Below are 18,181 nucleotides of genomic sequence, written 5' to 3' on the forward strand. Positions count from 1 at the left end.
GGTGTCCCCGCCCCCCACCCTGGCGGGCCCCCCCGGGGGGGGGGGGGGGCCCCCGGGGCGCCGGGGGGGGGGGGGGGGGGCCGCCCCCCCCCCCCCCGACGTGCGTACCCGCCCGGGTTGTCGCAGGGGCGGGGCAGAATCGGGCTCGTGGCGGTGGTGGCGGTGGTGGCGGGGGAGCGGGGCGGCGGGACGCTCCAGGCGCTCGACGCCGCCGGCCGGCCGGTGGGGCTGGCCGAGCCGGTCGGTGACCTGGCGGCGGCCGTCGCCGCCAGGGAGGCCGTCGACCGGCCACGCTGGGTGTGGGCGTCCGGGGCGGCGAGCTACCCGACGCTGCTGCGCGCCGGGGTGCGGCTGGAGCGCTGCCACGACGTCGAGCTGACCGAGGCGCTGTTGCTCGGGCACGCCGGCCGCTGGGGCGAGCCCCGCTCGCTCGCCGCCGGTTACGCCCGGCTCACCGGTGCCGCCGTCCCGCCCGACCCGCCGCCCCGGCCGCCCGCGCCGCCCGGCGACGGCCAGGGCGCCCTCTTCGAGACCCTCCCGGGGCCGCCGGGCCCCGGCCCCGACGCCCTGGCCCGGGTGTACGCCGACCAGCTCGCCCGGATCGCCGCCACCGACCACCCCGGCCGGTTCCGGCTGCTGGTGGCCGCCGAGTCGGCCGGCGCGCTGGTCGCGGTGGAGATGGCCGCCGCCGGGCTGCCCTGGCGGGCCGACGTGCACGACGCGATCCTCGCCGAGCTGCTCGGCGAGGCGTCCCCGGTCGGCGGGCCGCCGCGCCGGCTGGCCGAGCTGGCCGCCCGGATCGCCGACGCGTTCGGCGTCCGCCAGGTGCACGCCGACTCCCCGGCGGAGCTGCTGCGCGCCTTCGCCCGGGCCGGGGTCGAGCTGCCCAACACCCGGGCCTGGGTGCTGCGCGGCGTCGACCACCCGGCGGTGCCGCTGGTCCTGGAATACAAGGAGCTCTACCGGATCTGGACGGCGCACGGCCGGGCCTGGCGGGACGCCTGGGTCCGCGACGGCCGCTTCCAGCCGGAGTACGTCCCCGGCGGGGTGGTCTCCGGCCGGTGGGCCACCCGGGGCGGTGGCGCGTTGCAGATCCCCAAGGTGATCCGGCGGGCGGTGGTGGCCGATCCGGGCTGGCGGCTGGTCGTCGCCGACGCCGGGCAGTTGGAGCCCCGGGTGCTCGCCGCGGTCTCCGGCGACGCCCGGCTCGCCACCGCGGGCGCGGCCGGTGACCTCTACGCCGCGCTGGCCCAGGACGCCTTCGGCGGTGACCGGGCCCGGGCCAAGCTCGCCCTGCTCGGCGCGATGTACGGGCAGACCGGCGGGTCGGCCCTGCCCGCCCTGACGGTGCTCAGGCGCAGCTATCCGACCGCCTTCGGGTACGTCGAGGCGGCGGCCCGTACCGGCGAGGCGGGCGGTCTGGTCCGGTCCTGGCTGGGCCGTACCTGCCCGCCCGGGACGGCAGGTTTCACCGACGGCGACGACGTCCCGCCGGACCCGGACGCCGGGGCCGACCCGCGGTCGCCTCGGGCCCGGGCGGCCCGGTCCCGGGGCCGGTTCACCCGCAACTTCGTCATCCAGGCCACCGCCGCCGAGTGGGCCTCGACGCTGCTCGCCACGCTCCGGGGCGAGCTGGCCGGCATCGGCGGTGAGCTGGTCTTCTTCCAGCACGACGAGGTGATCGTGCACTGTCCGGCAGGCCGGGCGGACGCGGTGGCCGAGGCGGTCACCCGGGCCGGGGAGCGGGCCTCGACGCTGCTGTTCGGGGACACTCCGGTCCGCTTCCCGCTGGACCTGTCCATCGTCGACTGCTATGCCGACGCGGCCTGACCGCGCCGCGCGAAGTCGTCCGGAGCATGTGAAATATCCGATTCGCCCCGACACTCATCCTCCGGGCGCTCGTTGCACCCGGTGTGCGTATCGCAGGAATGATCATCGCGGCGGGCGGGGGACGCCGGCTCGGTGGTCCCGAGGCATTGCTGCGCCGGGGCGACGAGCCACTGGTCAGCCGGATGATCGACACGATGATCGAGGCGGGCTGCGGGCAGATCGTGGTGGTGCTCGGCGCCGCCGCCGACGAGGTCCGGGCGGCGGCCGACCTGACCCGGGCCACCGTGGTGGTCAACCGGGCCTGGGGGACCGGGGTCGGCTCGTCGATCCGGGCCGGCCTGGCCGCGCTGGCCGACGAGCAGGTCGAGGCGGTGGTGGTGGTGCCGGTGGACATGCCGGGCCTGACCCCGGCGGCGGTCCGGCGGGTGGCCGCCCTGCCGTACCCGGACGTGCTGGCCTGCGCCACCTACGACGGGCTGCGCGGCTACCCGATGCTCTTCGGCCGTCGGCACTGGGCCGGCATCGCGACCCTGGCCAGCGCCGACGTCGGCGCCCGGCCGTACCTGCTGGCCCACAAGGACCAGATCGTCGACATCGCCTGCGACTCGGTCGCCGACGGCAGCCGGGTGGACACCCCGGAGCTGATGGCGCTCTACGGCCTCACCGTGCCACCGCAGCGGGTCGGGGTCTGAGGGACCACCCCGGTGGTCCGGGCGGCCCGGATCGCGGGGTGGCCGGTCACCCCTCGATGTTGAACCGGTGCAGCACCGAGGGAGCCACCAGCCCGACCGTCGCGAGCACGGAGAGCACGGTGAGCACGGTGCGCAGCACCACCACCTCGGCCTTGCTGCCGGTGCGCAGCGCGATGCTGTTGGGCAGGCCGACCATCATCCACATCCGGCGCTTGATCGGGATCGGCCAGAGGATCGGCACCCCGGCCTTGGTGATCATGTCGCCGAGGATGTGCACGAAACAACCCACCCCGACCGCCAGCCCGATCATCGGGTAGCCCCGGTCGCCGGGCAGGTTGGCGAAGGTGAACCAGGCGGCGGCGGCCGAGGCGAGGGTGACGATCACCCAGCCGGCCCGCTCCGCCCACTTGTCGAAGAGCCCGCGCAGCGCCAGGCCGATCATGAAGAACAGGATGCCCACCACCGCCCACTTGCCGTACGCCGTGCACAGCGCCGTGGTGCCCCAGCCCACCAGGACGGTGAACGGGATGGTGTGGGTCAGCGTCCGGTGGCCGTTGTTGCGGCGCGGGTCGCGGCTCAGCTTCGTCGCGTAGTAGACCCCGAGCGAGACCTTCTCCATCACCTCGGCGACGAAGAGCGAGAAGACCCCGAAGGTGCGGGCCACCGTCGCGCCGCCCTGGTTGCGGGTCACCTTGCCGGAGAGGTCGAGGTCGGGGAAGAGCGCGCCACCGGCGCAGACCGCGGTGCCGACGGCCAGCGCCAGGGGCGACTGGTGGTAGTCGGCGAACTGCTCCAGCGCCCATGACCCGGTCAGCCACACCGCCGCGCCGGACAGCGCGTGGGACGGTCCCATCATGTCGCTTCGCCCCTCCCCAGGTTCCTTGATCGACAACGCTACGCCACTGTGTCAGAGCCACCGCCGCAAGGGCAATCACCCGGACGGTCCACAGGGGAGGGAAGTCAGGCGGCGGGCCGGAAGCTCTGCCGGATCATCAGGAAGTATGTCGCGTTGACCTGCCAGTCGAACTCGTCTGTCAGCCATGAGACGGTGTACGCCCGCTCCGGCGTGACCCGCACCAGCAGCCGGGCGGTGTGCAGCCGGTTGCCGGCGGCGTTGGTCCACCCGCACTCCCAGAGCGCCCCGCCCCGGAACATGTCCAGCGCCGAGATCTCCACCCGGCGGTAGCCGGCGAGTCGCCCGTCGTCGGTGAGCCGCCGCTCCTCGGCCTTCCAGTGGGCGACCGGGTCGGCCGGGGCGTCACCGGGCGCCACGCTCAGCACCCGGGGGCCACCCGGCTCCCGCAGGCAGGTCACCGCGCCGTCGCGGTAGCGCAGCCAGCCGGCCGGGGCGGCGATCCGGAACCCCGCCGGGTCCGCGTACCAGGTCCAGCCGGCGACCAGGCCGTACCGTTCGCCCGGTGGCGCGGGCGCGGACCGGACCGGGGTGGCGGTGGCCGGGGGCGGTGCCGCGCACGGGAACGCCGCCGGCCGGGCCATCGGGCTGCCGGCGCCACCACCCGGCGCGTGCGGGCGTGGCTCGGCACCGCCCTGGACGGCCAACACCGCCCCGGCCCCGGCGAGCAGCACTCCGGCGCCGGCCAGCGCGACCAGCGCGGTCCGGCGGTGGCGTCGACCGCCCGGGGCGCGAGCCGACGGGCCGGCCCCGGTGGTGGCCCCGGGGTCACCCGGGTCGACCGGCGGCCGGTCCGGTGCCACCGAAACGGACGGGCCCGTCCCGGCCGGCTCCGCCGTCGCGGCCGTGTCGAGCGCCGCGCGCAGCAGCGGCTCCGCCTCGTCGGCGGTGATCCGCCGGGCCGGGTCACGGCGCAGCAGGCCCGCCAGCACCGGACGCAGCGGCCCGGCCCGACGCACCGGGTCGGGCGGCTCGGTGGCCAGCGCGCTGAGCGTCGCCATCGCGCTCGTCCGGGCGTACGGCGACTGCCCCTCGACGGCGGCGTAGAGCGTGGCGCCCAGCGACCACAGGTCGGTACGCGGGTCGGAGACGCCGTCGCGGGCCCGCTCCGGGGCGACGAACTGCGGCGAGCCGAGCACCATGCCGGGCCCGGTCATCGACCCGTCGCCGCCGTCGAAGGTGGCCAGCCCGAAGTCGGTCAGCACCACCCGCCCGTCGTCGGCGACCAGCACGTTGTGCGGCTTGACGTCGCGGTGCAGCACCCCGGCGGCGTGCGCGGCGCGCAGCGCGGCCAGCACCGCCAGCCCGATCCCGGCCACCCGGTGCGGGGGCAGCGGTCCGTCGGCGCTCAGGAGCTGCTGCACCGACCGGGACGGGACGTACTCCATCACGATCCACGGGCTGTCCCCGTCGTGCACCACGTCGTAGAGGCGCACCACGTTCGGATGGTTGAGCCGGGCCGCCGTACGCGCCTCGCGCAGCGTCCGTAGACGTAGCTCCTCGCGTTCGGACTCGGCGAGCCAGCTCGGTGGCACGACCTCCTTGACCGCGACGTCGCGGTGCAGCATCTCGTCGCGGGCCAGCCAGACCCGGCCCATCCCGCCGGTGCCGACCAGGTCGAGCAGCCGGTAGCGCCCGGCGATCACCCGCTGCTGCACCACGTTCTCCCTCGGCTACCCCGCGTACAGGATATCCACCGAGCTGGGCTTTCTCATCCGTAGCGGGGCCGCCACCAGCACAGGTCAGGTGGGCGACACCAGCTCGGTCGACCGTGGCCGGAAGCTCTCCCGGACCACCGCGAGCTGGTCGCGCGCGGCGGCCCAGTCCTCGTCCGCCGTGGACCAACTCAGGACGAAGCCGGCCAGGTCGCGGCCGGGCAGCAGCCGCAGCCCGTGCTCCCGGCCGCCGAACGGGGTGTCCCAGCGGCACTCCCACCGCGCGCCGGCGCCGTTCGTCGCGGCCAGGGCGATCTGGTCGTACCCGGGCAGGGCGCCGGCGGCGAGCTGCTCGCGTTCGTCGGCGCGCAGCCGGTCGACCGGGTCGGTGCCGTCGGCGGCCACCGGTTCGACGCTGAGCGTCCGCCGGCTGGCCGGGTCGCGGAAGCAGACCACCACGCCCTCCTGTGAGCGCAGCCAGCCGACCGGTACGGCGACCCGGTAGCCGGCACCGTCGAACCAGGTCCAGCCGGTCGGCGGCCGGAAGCCGTCGTCCACGGTGGCCGGCCGGCCGGTGACCGCCGCGCCGACCGGCTCCGGGCGCAGGCACGGAAACGGCGGCGGGGCGATCCCGGGTCCGCCGGGACGCGGCCCGGGGCCGCCCGGGTTCGGCCCGGCCGGGGGATTCGGGTGCTCCCACGGTTCGCCACTGGTCAGCACGTCCGCCCGGTCCGGTGTGGTCCCGTCACCGAAGCGGTCGAGCGCCAGCGCGGTGCCCACCCCGACCGTCACCGCCACGGCCAGGGTCACCCCGGCCAGCGCCCACCGGTGTGCCCCGCCGGGCAGCCGGGCCAGCAGCGCGCCCGCCCCCGCCACGGGCCGCCGGGTCCGATCCGGCGCGGCCCCACCGGCCCGCTGGGCCGAACCGGGCGCCGAACTCCCGGGGTGGCCGGGCCGGCGGGTCGCGCCACACTCCGGTCCGGCTCCGCCCGCTCGGGTGTCGCCCGGCCCCGCGCCGTACCCGGATCCCGGCGGGCCGTACGACGTGGGCGGCCGGCGGGCCGGGTCGGGCTGCCCACCCGCGCCGAGCGGGCCCGGCGGGCGTCGACCGGGCGGTCCCCAGTCCCGTTCGGCGTCGGCGTCGGCTCCGGCGGATGGTGACCGGGTGGTCGGGCGTTCGCCCGCGCCGCCGGCCTCCGTCGGCCCGGTGCCGGGTCGGGCAGCGGAGCCGTGGCCCGCCCCGGTGCTCCCGCGCGGCGTGGACCCGGGCACCTCGCCGGCACCCGGCCAGGGCGGCGGCGGGGCGTAGTTCGCCGCCGAGCGGGCGACCGGCAGGATGACCGTGGGCGGTTCCACGGTGGGCACCGGCCGGGTCACCATCTCCAGCCGGCGACCCGCCTCGTCGTGGCCGATCCGTTTTCGGGGGTCGCGGCGGAGCAGCCCCTCCAGCACCGGACGCAGCGGACCGGCGTGCGGGGCCGGGTCCGGCGGGGCGGTGGCCAACGCGGCCAGGGTGGCCATCGCGGTGCTCCGGGCGTACGGGGAACGCCCCTCCACGGCGGCGTGCAGGGTGGCGCCGAGCGACCACAGGTCGGCCTCCACGCTGGACACCCCCTCGGCGGCGCGTTCCGGGGCGACGAACTGCGGCGAGCCGAGCACCATCCCGGGCCGGGTCGTCAGGCCGTCGCCGCCGTCGAAGGTGGCCAGGCCGAAGTCGGTGAGCATCACCCGCCCGTCGTCGGCGACCAGGACGTTCTGCGGCTTCACGTCCCGGTGCAGCACGCCGGCGTGGTGCGCGGCGCGCAGCGCGGCCAGCAGCGCCATCCCGACGTCGGCGGCCCGGACCGGGTCGACCGGGCCGGTGGTGTCCAGCACCGTCTGCAACGACAGCGAGGGGACGTACTCCATCACGATCCACGGCCGGTCCTCGACCTGCACCACGTCGTAGATCCGGACCACGTTCGGGTGGTTGAGCCGGGCCGCGGTGCGCGCCTCGCGCAGCGTCCGCAGCCGCAACTCGTCCCGCTCGGCGTCGGCCAGCCAGCCGGGCGGGACCACCTCCTTGACCGCGACCTCGCGGTGCAGCACCTCGTCGCGGGCCAGCCAGACCCGACCCATCCCGCCCCGGCCCACCAACTCCAACAGGCGGTACCGGCCGGCGATCACTACCTGCTGCACCGTTCTCCTCACCATCGGCCGACGTACACCGTAGCCAATGGATCGGGGCAGACCTATCGGTTGTCGGGTCCCGGTCCGCTCAGCAGGCCGCGCCGTCCAGCGCCAGCAGGTTTCCCTCCGGGATGACGATCCGGTTACGGCCGCCGGTCAGCAGGGTGGCCGCCCGGCGGGCCTGGAAACCACCGTGTTCCCGGCGGGCGGCGGCGTAGCTGCCCGCGGTGCGCGCGGCGATGGCCGGCCAGCCGTACCGCTCGGCGACCATGGTGCGGGCCCGGCGGGCCACCCGGCGGGCGAAGACCTCGTCGCCGATGAGCTGGTCGACCGCCCCGGCCAGGGCGTCCGGGTCGCTGTGCGGGAAGGTCACCCCGGTCACGCCCGGCTCGACGATCTCGGCCAGCCCGCCGGTGCTCGCCACCGCGAGCGGCGCCCCGGCGGCGGCGGCCTCCAGGGCGATCATGCCGAACGGCTCGTAGAGGCTGGGGACGACGGTCGCGTCGGTGGCGGCGAGCACCGCCGGGAGCTGGGTGGAGTCCATGAAGCCGGCGAACCGGACGGTGTCCGCGACATGCAGCCGGCGCGCCCGGTCGACCAGTTCCTCCCGGTACGGGCCGTCCCCGGCGATCACCACCCGCAGCCCCCGGTGCCGGTCCCGCAGGTACGGCACCGCGTCCACCAGGTGCTGGACGCCCTTCTCGTAGACCAGTCGGCCGGCGTACCCGATCAGCGGCCCGTCCGCGGCGAACCGGGCCCGGGCCGAGGCGACCGCCCGGGGGCGGGCGTGCCAGGCCCGCTCGTCCACCCCGTTGGGCACCACGTCGACCCGGGCGGCCGGTACGTCGAACAGCCGACTCACCTGCTCGCGCATGTAGCCGGAGCAGGCGATCACCCGGGCCGAGGCGTTGCTGATCCAGTGTTCGACGCCGTGGATGGTGCGGTTCATCTCCTCGGGCAGCCAGCCCTGGTGCCGGCCGGCCTCGGTGGCGTGGATGGTGGTGACCAGCGGCAGGTCGAGGTGCTCGGCCAGGGTGACCGCGGTGTGCCCGACCAGCCAGTCGTGGGCGTGGATCACGTCGTAGCGGCCGGTGTCGACGGCCCGCAGGGCGGTCCGGGTGAGGGTGTGGTTGAACGCCATCGTCCAGGCCAGCAGGGACCCGGTGGCCAGCGGGAAGGTCACCGGGTCCTCGGGCGCGCGTAGCACCCGGACGCCGTCGGCGTACTCCTCCAGCGGCGCGCCCTCGGCGTGCCTTGTGACCACGGTGACCTCGTGCCCGGCGGCGGCCAGGGCCGTCGACAGCGCGTGCACGTGCCGGCCGAGGCCGCCCACCAGCACCGGCGGGTACTCCCAGGAGAGCATCAGCACCCGCTGGTGCCGGGCGGGGTGGATGTCGATCACGTCGGCGTCAGGTGACATGCGGCCCCCTTCGGGTGGTGTCCTGGGCGCGCGCCGGTGGGACACCGTCAGGGTGCCTTCGTCGTGCCCGGGGTCGGGGCCCATCCTGCCCAGCGGTGGCTAACCGGCGGAGACGTCGTCGTTGCCGGTGTGTAACGCGTGCCTAGCGGAGCCGGTGGGCGCGCAGCAGCTCGGCCACCGACCACGCCTGGAACGGGCAGCCGGTGGCGGCGTGCGGCGCGGCCCCGTCCGCCGTCTCACTCACCGATCCCAGGCCGTACTCCCGCAGATGGCCGGTGAGGCCGACCAGAAGATCGTCCGTGGGTAGGCCGGCCTTCCGGTACGCCTCGACGAACGGGCCGACCAGCCACGGCCAGACCGTGCCCTGGTGGTACGCGCCGTCCCGTTCCGCCGGGCCGCCCCGGTGCCGGGGCGCGAACTCCGGCGAGTCGGGGGCGAGACTGCGCGGGCCCAGCGGGGTGAGCAGCCCGGCGGCCAGCCGGCGCAGCGCCGCCGGGTCCGGCTCCAGCGGGGCGAACGGCAGCGACCAGGCCAGTAGCTGGTTCGGCCGGAGCAGGTCGTCGTCGTGCTGCGCCGCCCCGCCCAGCGGGTACGCCGGGGCCGGTGCGTCCACCACGTCGTGCAGCCAACCCGTCGGGGTGGGGAACCGTGCGCGGAACGACTCCCGGGCCCGGTCGTGCAGCCGCCACAGCTCGTCCGCCCGCTGACCGGCCAGCTCGGTCAACTCGGCCAGCCCGGCCAGGCCGTTGATCCAGAGCGCGTTGACCTCCACCGGCTTGCCGGTGCGCGGGGTCACCGGCACCCCGTACACCCGGGCGTCCATCCAGGTCAGCGCGGTGCCCGGGGTGCCGCCCTGGGTGACCAGCCCGTCGGCCGGGTCGACCACGATGCCGTACCGGGTGCCGGCCAGGTGCGCCTCGACCACCCGGTGCAGCGCGGGCAGCAGCTCGTCGCCCAGGTCGGTGTCGCCGGTGACGGTGACGTGCCGGCTCACCGCGTGCAGGAACCACAGCGTCGCGTCGACCGTGTTGTACTCCACCCGGCCGGTGTCGGCGGTGTTCGCCAGCATCCCCTCCGACAGCGTCGCCGCGTACGACCGCAGCAGCTCCCGCCCCTCGTCGGCCCGACCGGTGCAGAGGAACAACCCCTCGTACGAGGTCATCGTGTCCCGTGACCAGGCGCCGAACCACGGGTAGCCGGCCACCACGTCCGGCCCCGTGGCGGTCCGCACCACGAACGCGTCCGCGGCCAGGGCCAGGGTCGCCGCCACCGGGTCGGCCGGCTTCGCCGCCGCCACCACCGCCCGATGCCGCCGTCGGGCCGCCGCCACCACCTGGGGTGCCGGCGGCGGCTCCTCGGCCAGGTCGCCGGCCCAGGCCAGCACGGAGACGGTGTCCCCGGGCCGGTCCAGCGCCCCGGAGAACCGCCCGGCGTACCAGAGGTCGTCCTCCGGGTACAGCCCGCGTGCGGCCTCCTCCCGGTGGTGCACGCCCAGCCACCACTGCCCCTCCGGCGTCCAGTCCGGGCCGGCGAGCCGGAACGCGCCCTCGACCACCGCGCCGCCGTCCACCGGCTCCACCCGGGGCACCGGGCCGTCGGCCCGCCGCTCGCCGTGCGCGTCCCGCCAGGTGCAGGCGGCCGACAGGTCCAGCCGGACCGGGCCGCCGGCCACCAGCCGGTGCACCACGGCCACGGCGCTGCGGCCGTACGTCATGGCCAGCTCCCGCTCGACCACCACGTCGCCGATCCGCCACCGCCAGCGCGGCAGCCCGTCGACCAGGTCGAAGCGCTCCAGCAGCTCGTAGCCGCGCGGGTCGACCACCCCCGAGGACCACTCGTGCGCGCCGAGGCGGACCCGGGCCCCCGAGGGCAGGATCACCGCCGGGTCCAGGCTGACCAGTCCCACCCGGCGGGACGCCGGAGTCTCCCCGGCGACCACCAGCAGCCCGTGGTAGCGGCGGGTCCGCAGCCCGCTGACCGTGCCCGTGGCGTACCCGCCGAGCCCGTCGGTGACCAGCCACTCCCGGGTCGCCCCGTCGGCCGGTTCGCCACAGACCCGGGGGCCGAAACCGATGTCGATCAACTAGTTTCCTCCTGTGGCGGCGAGGTGTAACACGCCACGACGACAATGGCCGCTGTGGTGAAGTACCCAGGCGGCGTCGAAGATGTTCGTGTGTTCACCGACAGTTCGCCCTCCGACGCACCGTCCCCCGACGCCGAGCGGCTCCGGCTCGCCCAGGCAGACGCCGGGGAGCAGGACTGGCGCGCATGGGGTCCCTATCTGTCCGAGCGGGCGTGGGGGACGGTGCGGGAGGACTACAGCGAGCACGGTACGGCCTGGGACTACTTCCCCCACGACCACGCGCGGTCCAGAGCCTACCGGTGGAACGAGGACGGCATGGCGGGCGTCTGCGACGACCGGCAGACGTTCTGCTTCGCCCTGGCGTTGTGGAACGGCGTGGACCCGATCCTCAAGGAGCGGATGTTCGGCCTCGGCGGTGACGGCGGCAACCACGGTGAGGACGTCAAGGAGTACTGGTGGTACGAGGACTCCACCCCCACCCACTCCTGGATGCGCTGGCGCTACCACTACCCCCAGGCCCCCTTCCCGTACGACGAACTGGTCGCCGTGAACGCCCTGCGCGGTCGGGACGAGACCGAGTACGAGCTGGTCGACACCGGCATCTTCGACGACGACCGGTACTGGGCGGTGACCGTCGACTACGCCAAGGCGTCCCCGTCCGACCTGTGCGTCGTGGTCACCGTCGCCAACCGGGGCGACGAGGCGGCCACCCTGCACGTGCTACCCACCCTGTGGTTCCGCAACACCTGGGCCTGGGGGCTGCCCGGCGCCGACCGGGTGCCCCGGCTGGTGGGGGAGGACGCCCGGCTGGTCGGCGAGCACTGGGTGCTCGGGCAGATCCGGCTGGAGGGCGACGGTGAGCCGACCCCGCTGCTGTGCGACAACGACACCAACGCCGAGCGGCTCTGGGGGCTGCCGGGCCGGTCGCCGTACCCGAAGGACGGCATCAACGACCACGTGGTGGCCGGCGCGGACACCGTCAACCCGGCGGGCGAGGGGACCAAGGGCGCGCTGCACTACGTCCTGGACGTGCCGGCCGGCGGGCAGCGGCAGATCCGGCTGCGGTTGACCGGGACCGCCCCGCCGCCCGGCGGGACCACCCCACCGCCGGCGGACCTCGGCGACGGCTTCGACGCGGTGGTCTGGGCCCGGCGGGCCGAGGCGAACCGCTTCTTCGCCGGGGTGATCCCCGGTGCGGCCAGCGCCGACGAGGCCCTGGTGGCCCGCCAGGCCATCGCCGGGCTGATGTGGGGCAAGCAGTTCTACCACTTCGACGTCAAGCGGTGGCTGGACGGCGATCCGGGCTCCACCCCGCCCCCGGCCGGTCGCCGGCACGGGCGCAACAGCGCCTGGTGGCACATGAACAGCTTCGACGTGATCTCCATGCCGGACCCCTGGGAGTACCCCTGGTACGCGGCCTGGGACCTGGCCTTCCACTGCGTCACCATCGCCCGGGTCGATCCGGGCTTCGCCAAGGACCAGCTCCTGCTCCTGCTCCGCGAGTGGTACCTGCATCCCAACGGGCAGATCCCCGCGTACGAGTGGGCGTTCGGGGACGTGAACCCGCCGGTGCACGCCTGGGCGGCGTTGAAGGTGTTCGAGATCGACGGCGGCCGGGACCACGAGTTCCTGGCCCGGGTGATGCACAAGCTGCTGCTCAACTTCACCTGGTGGGTCAACCGGAAGGACACCGGCGGCAACAACGTGTTCGAGGGCGGCTTCCTCGGGCTGGACAACGTCGGCCCGTTCGACCGTTCGGCCGCGTTGCCGGTGGCCGGGACGCTGGAGCAGTCCGACGGCACCGGCTGGATGGCGATGTACGCGCTCAACCTGCTGGACATGGCGATCGTGCTGGCCGAGCACGACCGGGCGTACGTCGACACCGCCACGAAGTTCTTCGAACACTTCGCGTACATCGCCGCCGCCGGATACTCCCAGGGCCTCTGGGACGAGGAGGACGCCTTCTTCTACGACGTGCTGCGGCTGGCCGACGGCAGTCAGGTGCCGCTGAAGGTGCGTTCGGTGGTCGGGCTGCTGCCGTTGGCCGCCACCACCCGGCTCACCGCGCGGACCCTGCAACGCCTGCCCGAGCTGGGCGCCCGGCTGCGCTGGTTCCTCACCCACCGCCCCGAGTACGCCGACGTGATCGGCGCCCGCCGGCTCGGCCCGGACGGCCGCCAGCAGCGGCTGCTGTCCATGGTCGGCCCCGAGCAGGTGGTCCGGCTGCTCGCCCGGATGCTCGACCCCGACGAGTTCCTCTCCGACTACGGCCTGCGTACGCTGAGCCGCGCCCACCTGGACAAGCCGTTCGCGGTGACCCTCGGCGGGCAGGAGTTCTGCGTCGGCTACGAGCCGGCCGAGTCCACCAGTGGGCTGTTCGGCGGCAACTCCAACTGGCGTGGCCCGATCTGGATGCCGACGAACTTCCTGCTGATCAGCGCGCTACGGGACTACGCCGCGTTCTTCGGCGACGACCTCCAGGTGGAGTACCCGACCCGCTCGGGACGCAAGTGCACCCTGGACGAGATCGCCGACGACCTGTCCGCCCGGCTGATCGCGCTGTTCACCCGGGACGACTGGGGCCGCCGGCCGATCTACGGGGCCTGCCAGCTCTTCCAGACCCATCCCGACTGGCGGGACCTGATCGCCTTCCCCGAGTACTTCCACGGCGACAACGGCGCCGGGCTCGGGGCCTGGCACCAGACCGGCTGGACGGCCCTGGTGGCCGACCTGATCCTCACCCTGCGCCGGGAAAACCCGGATGTGCCGGGCGGGTCGGGGCAGTAGCGTGTCCGGGGCTGCCGCCCGCCGGGCGGCCGACCGGGGAGGGAACCGATGGCACCGGCCGGGACCGCGACGACGCTCGTCTTCGACGCCGACGACACGCTCTGGGAGAACAACTTCCTCTTCGAGCGGGTGATCGACGACTTCCTCGACTGGCTCGACCACCCGACGCTCGACCGGGTCCAGATCCGGGCCGTCCTGGACGACATCGAGCGGGCCAACGCGGTGTCGCACGGCTACGGCAGCAAGGTCTTCCTGCGCAGCCTCGGCGAGTGCCTGGAGCGGCTGCGCGAGCGGCCGGTCACCGAGCGGGAGCGGGTGGAGATCGACGAGCTGGCGGCGGCGCTGCTGGGCCACCAGGTCGAGCTGATGCCCGGGGTCGCCGACACCCTGGACGCCCTGGCCGGCCGGTACGACCTGCTGCTGCTGACCAAGGGCGACCGCGAGGAGCAGCAGCGCAAGCTGGACGTCTGTGGCCTGCTGCACCACTTCGACGCCGCGCACATCGTGGCCGAGAAGGACGTCACGACCTACCGCTGGCTGGCCCGGGAGCACGGCTTCGCCCCGGCCGACGCCTGGATGATCGGCAACTCCCCGAAGTCGGACATCCTGCCCGCCCGGGCGGCCGGGATGCGGGCGGTGTTCATCCCCAACGAGAACACCTGGGTCCTGGAGGAGGACGACCTCGACCCGACCGACGCCGGGGTGGTCCGGCTGGCCGCCTTCCCCGACCTGCTTCAGCACTTCTGAGCTGCGCGGAGCCGGTAACGTCCGGTTGGTGCCGCTGACGTTCCCCTCCCACCTGGCGCCGGTGCTGCCGCTGAAGCTGTGGCGGCCGAACTGGTTCGACGGGGTCGCGCTCTGCACCGGCGCGGTGGCGCCGGACGTCGCCTACCTGCTCACCGGCAGCCGGTTCGAGTTGGGTGCGCGGGTGCACACCCTGGGCGGGGTGCTCTGGTGGTGCCTGCCGGTGGCGCTGGTCTACGCCTGGGTCGTCCGGCGGGTGGTGGCCGGGATCGCCGTGCACCTGCCCGGCCGGCGGCTCTTCGGCTGGCCCGACCACGCGGCGCTGGGCGCCGTCCGGCACCCCTGGCAGGTCACCGTCTGCTCGGCGCTGATCGGCGCGGTCAGCCACGTCGTGCTGGACCGGGTGACCCACACCGACCGGTGGCTCCGCGCCCTGGGGGTGGACTTCCAGGCCGCCACCGGGATGTACTGGTGGTTCTTCGCCGACGTGGTGAGCAGCGCGGTCGGCGGTGCCGTCGTGTGCGGCCTGGCGGTCCGGGCCGCGCGCCGTGGGCTGATCTTCACCGGCGTACGGCCACCCGCGCCGCCGGCCCGCCCGACGGTGTTCTGGGTGGTGGCCGTGTCGGCCACCGCGCTGGGGTTGCCGGTGCTGCCGGTGCTGCCCGCCGCGACGGTGCCCGGGGCGGCCGGGGTGCGGCTGCTGCACCTGGCGGCGCTGGCGCTGATCGCCGGCGCGTGGGTGGCCGGGACGCTGCCCGCCGGGCGTCCCGTCGCGCCCCCGAGCCCGCACCTCGACGAGAAACAGCGTCAGCCCCACTGACCGCGTTACGCGGGCATGCCGCACTTCCATCCTGGTGTGAATCACATTTCCGGAAGCGTCGCCATGCTTGCCCGGCAACGCCGGGAATGCCTAACGTTGGCGCGCGTTCTCGGCCCTTCGGGGTGGGCGGGAACGCGCCGAAGTCCGGTGCTGGGCACCGTGGAGCTGAGTGCAGGCGGGCTGGTTCGCCGTGTCGAGCCCGGCGTGGGCGGTGTGCCACGACCGCCGTGCTCGTGCCGGCGGACACCGCTGCCAGGCCGGACGGCTGGCGGTCAGGGCCGGGGAGTTGCGGACCCGGTCCTGACCCGGCTCCGGGCCCGGCCGGCACGCCGACGGCACCGCCGAGTAGCGTCCGGCGCAATTCCGTCGGCCCCTCGGCAATTCGCCGCGTCCACCGGTCGGTTTCTGTCACACCGGCCACTGAACACATCGCAGGCTGCCTGTTCGCGCACATTTTCGGGGCGACTCCCGAGCCGTGGTCCGGGCCCTGGAACTGGGGGTGTCCCGGTGGAGTGCCGGGGCGCGATCGTCCCGCGAATGGCCGCGACCGTCGCGGGCCCGGAACCGCACCGCTCAGGACACCCCGCCGCGGACGATCGCCACCGCCACCCGGCAGAACTCGTCCATGTCGGGCTGGAAACCGGCGGCGATGTCCGGGTGCAGCCCGGAGCGGGTCTCGTCGAGCAGCCGCTGGCAGACCTGTTCGATCGGCTCGCCCGCGTAGCTGGCGCGGATCCGGTCGGTGGCCGCCTGTAGGGCCGAGGTCAGCTGATCCTCCAGTGGGCCGCGCAGCTTCTGCTGCACCGGATCCAGCCCCCTCGGGTCGAGCGTGACATGTGGCTCCGACATCGGCGCTCCCTTCGTCGGCGTCCGCGGTACCCCACCACGGACGTCGGTCAAACCACGGCCGGCACGGCGGCCACCCGGACCTGGTACGAGAAGTCCTCCGCCGGTTCCTCCAGGTACGACAGCCGGCGGATCTGCCGGTCGTCGGTGAAGAGCGCGACATCCACCAGGACACCGAGGTGGGCGAGCCCGATGTTGGCCACCCGCTTCTTGTCCTGGAGCACCGCGCACACCCCGCCGAGCAGGGTGCTGGCGTCCGACGTGCGGTGCCCGGGTGGACATCGCAGGGTCAGGTCGACCTCGATCGGCCCGCCCAACGGCGTCCAGCCGGTGCGTTGGGCGGCGACGCAGGCCGCCTGTAGCAGGGCGCGGACCCTCGTCGCCTGCCGATGGCCGGCGGCGAAGATGGACAGCGCCTCGGTCTTGACCGGTGGCAGGCCGCTCACCTCGAACGTCAGGGCGAGAGCGCGGGTGTCCTGCACCACGGAGCACCTCCTCGTTAGGGACGATCCTGCCCAACCGGTGGACCGGCAGAGGGGAGTTCCCGCGAGAACCAACCGATCGGGCGGGCTGATGTCGGCCGGAGGCGTATCGACTACGACGGCGACGCGCTGGCTGGGGAAGCGCCTCAAACGCTAGTGCACGCGGCGGACCCTGGATAGCCCGCCGCGTCCACTGGCTGGGACGACCGCCGTCAGCCCACGGGACGTGGGGCGAAGGCGCAGAACTCGTTGCCCTCCGGGTCGGCCAGCACCCACCAGCCGATGTCGGCGTCAGGCTCACGCAGCAGGGTCGCCCCGGCGGAGATCAACGCGGTGGCGTCCGGACCGGTCAGGTCGACGTCCCAGTGCACCCGGTTCTTCACCCGCTTGCGCTCCGGCACCGGGTCGAAGATCCAGTCGTCCCAGGGGAAACCGGCGGCACCGACCACCGAGGCGTGGCCCTCGTCGGACGTCTCGACGGTGCCGCCGACCACCCCGGCCCACCAGCGAGCCTGGGCCAGCGGGTCGGCGCTGTCGACCACCAGTTCGAACGGGCCCGGACGGGTGCCCTCGCCGGGCGCGAAGACGCAGAACTGGTTGCCCTCCGGGTCGGCCAGCACCCACCAGTCGACCTCCGCGTCCGGCTCCCGGACCAGCCGCGCCCCGGCGGCCAGCAGCGCCGTCGGCTCGTCGTCGGCCAGCCGCAGGTCGAGGTGGACCCGGGTCTTGCCGACCCGAGGCTCAGGCACCTGGTTGACCCAGATCGACTCCGGCCCGGCCCCGCCCGGCCCCCGGTCGACCCGCCGGTCCTCGGCCCCGGCGTCGGCCACCGATCCGTCGAGGACGTGGGCCCAGAAACCGGCCAGCGAGCGGGGGTCGGCGGCGTCCATGCAGAGATCCTTGAAGCGCGCGATCATCCGGCCATCATGCCGTCCGGCCCCGACACCCGCCGACCCGAACCCCGCCCGCTCCGCTGCGGGCGTGGGTCAGCGGCGTCCGCGCTTGACCTCGTGGAAGCTCGGCATCCGCAGCAGCGGCAGCAGCGAGTCCCAGATGGTGAGGGCGTCGTCGAGGCCGGGCACCTCGGTCAGGATCGGCCCGTGGACGCCGCGCTCGGCGTCCGGCACCATCAGCACCGGTGCGCCGATGTCCGGGCCCGCCGAGGCGTACGCCAGCGCGTGCGACTCGCGTACCGCCTCGTCCCAGCGGTCGTCGTCCAGCGCCGACGCCGCGTCACGGACACCGGCCGCCGCGACGGCGGCGTCCACCAGCTCGTCCGACAGCGGGTTGCCGGCGTCGTGGGTGCGCGCGCCCAACTCGGTGTAGAACCGGCCGGCGTCCTCGCCGCGGCCCTGCGCGCGCAGCGCCTCGACCAGCCGCAACGCCCGGCCGGAGGCGGCCATCGCCGCGGCGAACTCCGGTGGGACCCGGCCCTCGTTGAGGATCCCCAGGCTGAACGCCCGCCACTCGACGGTCAGCTTGCGGGCCTCGGCCACCGTCACCAGCCAGCGCGACGCGCGCCAGGTCCACGGGCAGGCGGGATCGAAGAAGAAGGTGGCGTCCACCGATCGAGCGTACGCCGGCACCGGGCCGGGCGCCCGACCGAGGCCGGACAGTGCTCCGCCGCAGGCCGCACCGGCTGGCCGAACAGCGCTCCACCGGCCTGGCCGCCGGCATCATCGGTGACCCCGCCACACGCCGGCCTTGGCCATGAGCTACCCCGGATCGTGGCTCCTTGCC

Annotated in this window: 14 protein-coding genes; 5 read left to right on the plus strand and 9 right to left on the minus strand. The window is 74.9% G+C overall.

All coding sequences use genetic code 11. From position 1 onward, the window contains the following. The first annotated feature begins 117 nt into the window (after positions 1–117). Both ACIQG9_RS25490 and ACIQG9_RS25495 read left to right on the plus strand, forming a co-directional pair. Positions 118–1,830, plus strand: a complete 1,713-nt coding sequence (locus tag ACIQG9_RS25490) for a bifunctional 3'-5' exonuclease/DNA polymerase (RefSeq protein WP_400407038.1) — start codon at positions 118–120, stop codon at positions 1,828–1,830. A gap of 98 nt (positions 1,831–1,928) precedes the next feature. Next, entirely contained in the window at positions 1,929–2,522 is a 594-nt protein-coding gene (locus tag ACIQG9_RS25495; protein ID WP_400407155.1) for an NTP transferase domain-containing protein, read from the plus strand. 46 nt (positions 2,523–2,568) lie between these two features. Here the strand turns inward: ACIQG9_RS25495 and ACIQG9_RS25500 are convergent, their stop codons facing one another. From ACIQG9_RS25500 to ACIQG9_RS25520, 5 genes are all read right to left on the minus strand, one after another. Continuing rightward, a complete protein-coding gene (locus ACIQG9_RS25500; protein WP_400407041.1) occupies positions 2,569–3,378 on the minus strand; it encodes a metal-dependent hydrolase in 810 nt (269 codons plus the stop codon). Between the two features lie 104 nt (positions 3,379–3,482). Then, positions 3,483–5,093 (minus strand): protein kinase, encoded by a 1,611-nt coding sequence (locus ACIQG9_RS25505; protein WP_400407043.1) that lies wholly within the window; start codon positions 5,091–5,093, stop codon positions 3,483–3,485. An 84-nt stretch (positions 5,094–5,177) separates the two neighbouring features. Continuing rightward, on the minus strand, positions 5,178–7,268 hold the full coding sequence (locus ACIQG9_RS25510; RefSeq protein WP_400407046.1) for a protein kinase: 2,091 nt from the start codon (positions 7,266–7,268) through the stop codon (positions 5,178–5,180). Positions 7,269–7,347: 79 nt separating this feature from the next. After that, entirely contained in the window at positions 7,348–8,679 is a 1,332-nt protein-coding gene (locus ACIQG9_RS25515; protein ID WP_400407049.1) for a glycosyltransferase family 4 protein, read from the minus strand. Between the two features lie 142 nt (positions 8,680–8,821). Further along, positions 8,822–10,762, minus strand: coding sequence for an amylo-alpha-1,6-glucosidase (locus ACIQG9_RS25520; protein WP_400407052.1), 1,941 nt, complete (start codon positions 10,760–10,762; stop codon positions 8,822–8,824). Between the two features lie 45 nt (positions 10,763–10,807). On the opposite strand from ACIQG9_RS25520, the gene ACIQG9_RS25525 reads away from it, so the two are divergent. From ACIQG9_RS25525 to ACIQG9_RS25535, 3 genes are read left to right on the plus strand one after another with little or no spacing between them, the layout of a single operon-like run. Next, positions 10,808–13,549, plus strand: a complete 2,742-nt coding sequence (locus ACIQG9_RS25525; RefSeq protein WP_400407055.1) for an MGH1-like glycoside hydrolase domain-containing protein — start codon at positions 10,808–10,810, stop codon at positions 13,547–13,549. 48 nt (positions 13,550–13,597) lie between these two features. After that, entirely contained in the window at positions 13,598–14,296 is a 699-nt protein-coding gene (locus ACIQG9_RS25530; protein ID WP_400407057.1) for an HAD family hydrolase, read from the plus strand. Between the two features lie 28 nt (positions 14,297–14,324). Beyond that, on the plus strand, positions 14,325–15,113 hold the full coding sequence (locus tag ACIQG9_RS25535; protein ID WP_400407060.1) for a DUF4184 family protein: 789 nt from the start codon (positions 14,325–14,327) through the stop codon (positions 15,111–15,113). A 573-nt stretch (positions 15,114–15,686) separates the two neighbouring features. Here the strand turns inward: ACIQG9_RS25535 and ACIQG9_RS25540 are convergent. The 4 genes from ACIQG9_RS25540 to ACIQG9_RS25555 form a co-directional block, all read right to left on the minus strand. After that, entirely contained in the window at positions 15,687–15,962 is a 276-nt protein-coding gene (locus tag ACIQG9_RS25540) for a hypothetical protein (RefSeq protein ID WP_400407062.1), read from the minus strand. A 47-nt stretch (positions 15,963–16,009) separates the two neighbouring features. Beyond that, the gene (locus ACIQG9_RS25545) at positions 16,010–16,441 is read right to left on the minus strand and encodes a hypothetical protein (RefSeq protein ID WP_400407158.1); all 432 of its coding nucleotides are present in this window, start codon (positions 16,439–16,441) and stop codon (positions 16,010–16,012) included. Positions 16,442–16,653: 212 nt separating this feature from the next. Further along, on the minus strand, positions 16,654–17,358 hold the full coding sequence (locus tag ACIQG9_RS25550; RefSeq protein WP_400407065.1) for a VOC family protein: 705 nt from the start codon (positions 17,356–17,358) through the stop codon (positions 16,654–16,656). Between the two features lie 69 nt (positions 17,359–17,427). After that, the gene (locus ACIQG9_RS25555; protein ID WP_400407068.1) at positions 17,428–18,006 is read right to left on the minus strand and encodes a DsbA family protein; all 579 of its coding nucleotides are present in this window, start codon (positions 18,004–18,006) and stop codon (positions 17,428–17,430) included. Positions 18,007–18,181: the final 175 nt, after the last annotated feature.

This window comes from Micromonospora sp. NPDC092111 (genome assembly GCF_044755745.1).
Classification (GTDB): domain Bacteria; phylum Actinomycetota; class Actinomycetes; order Mycobacteriales; family Micromonosporaceae; genus Micromonospora.